2 protein-coding genes are annotated in these 1,388 nt (G+C 32.9%); both read right to left on the bottom strand.

Annotation, left to right across the window (positions count from 1 at the left end):
• Positions 1-49: 49 nt before the first annotated feature.
• Positions 50-415 carry a hypothetical protein gene (locus tag H602_RS0117820; protein WP_026979238.1) on the bottom strand — a complete coding sequence of 122 codons (366 nt, stop codon included), beginning with the start codon at positions 413-415 and terminating at the stop codon, positions 50-52.
• 16 nt (positions 416-431) lie between these two features.
• Positions 432-1,388 (bottom strand): RHS repeat-associated core domain-containing protein (locus H602_RS19190; RefSeq protein WP_035760013.1); only part of this gene is annotated, 957 nt, incomplete at its 5' end.

The raw sequence follows: 1,388 nt of genomic DNA on the forward strand, positions 1-1,388 counted from the left end.
TTACAAATGTAATTGAAGTAGACAAATTTAAATGATTGTAAATATTCTTTTACATATCAATAAAATTTTTAAAGCGAATACCTTTGCATTTAACAATAAAATCGGATAGTTCATTAACCACCAATTTGTCCGAATAAATGTCAGGAAAAAAATCTACTGTAACATTATTATCCTCTTCCTTAAAAATTGCGCATGTAATTATCAATGCCGACAATGGAAAGGCTTCAATTAACCGAAATGATAACACCTCTATTAACGTAATCTCAATCTTTTCATATTTAAAATCATTTTCATGATTAAATGCATTCATGATTAAAACCATAGTACATTCATCATTCAAACTGCATGAATACGAAATTTTTTCAATTGTTGCATCGTGAAATATTTTATATTTACCAATTAATTCTTCAACCATTTTTAAATATTTTAAATTACCAATAATTTTGAGGGATTAACATAAATTCTATATGATCTCCTGTATGTCCAGAACCTATTGATCCTGGTGTGGTCATTATGTGACCATGTATACCGTATGAAGAGTTAAAATCTCTCAAATTAATTTCATAAAAAACTTTACCTTCATCATTATAAAAATATTTTGAAATTAAAGTTCCATCTTTACTAGTATAATTATACACCGAGTTAGGAATGCCCTCACCGAGAGCTCTTCCCATGCCTGTAATTTCACGAAAAACTGTACTTGCAACTTTATTAGGTATTTTGTTTACAGCTTTTAAGCCTGTTGTGACCCAACCTAAAACTGGTAATGACGATGCTACATTCAAAAGTGCATCTTTACCATTTCCTCTAATTGCGGAAATTCCTGCGTTAAAGAGATCAACAGGTTCTCCTATAATAGGGATTGCCCCAAACCATTCCAAATCACTTTGAAAACTATCCCACGTTTTTGAACTCCTCTCCGCCCGCCAATTCTTATAAAAAGCACTATTTTCATATGTATGAAACATTATTCGACCTAAAAGACCCATACTTTGGCTTCCACCACCACCGCTACTCGAATAAAAACTACTTCGCGTGATTGTCATTTCATTCAACTGTTCATAAACTGGATTTGATGTTGTAAAACTAGATTCTGCGGCACCATTTAATATATCTATATATGAATTAAAAAATGCTCCTGCATCCGAGCCTGTAAATTCAAATCCTGCACCTGAAGGCAAAGTAATTACATCAGCACCACTAGGATCCGCCCAAAATACAGGATTGTTATCCAATCCACTATACGGTGATTGGCTATAATGATCCACAGGATCGATACAATGAAACCTCCCCAAAGCATTATCATACTGTCTGAAATCCATTGCCGTAATATTCAAGTCTAACTCATCTTGATATTCCTGACCGTTGTATTTAAACTGATTCTTACT

The sequence above is a fragment of the Flavobacterium tegetincola DSM 22377 genome (assembly GCF_000425485.1).
Taxonomy (GTDB): Bacteria; Bacteroidota; Bacteroidia; order Flavobacteriales; family Flavobacteriaceae; genus Flavobacterium; species Flavobacterium tegetincola.

Bases quoted from the DNA above. Each gene is read 5' to 3' on its own strand.
- H602_RS0117820 (WP_026979238.1), bottom strand. From the start codon at position 415: ATGGTTGAAGAATTAATTGGTAAATATAAAATATTTCACGATGCAACA.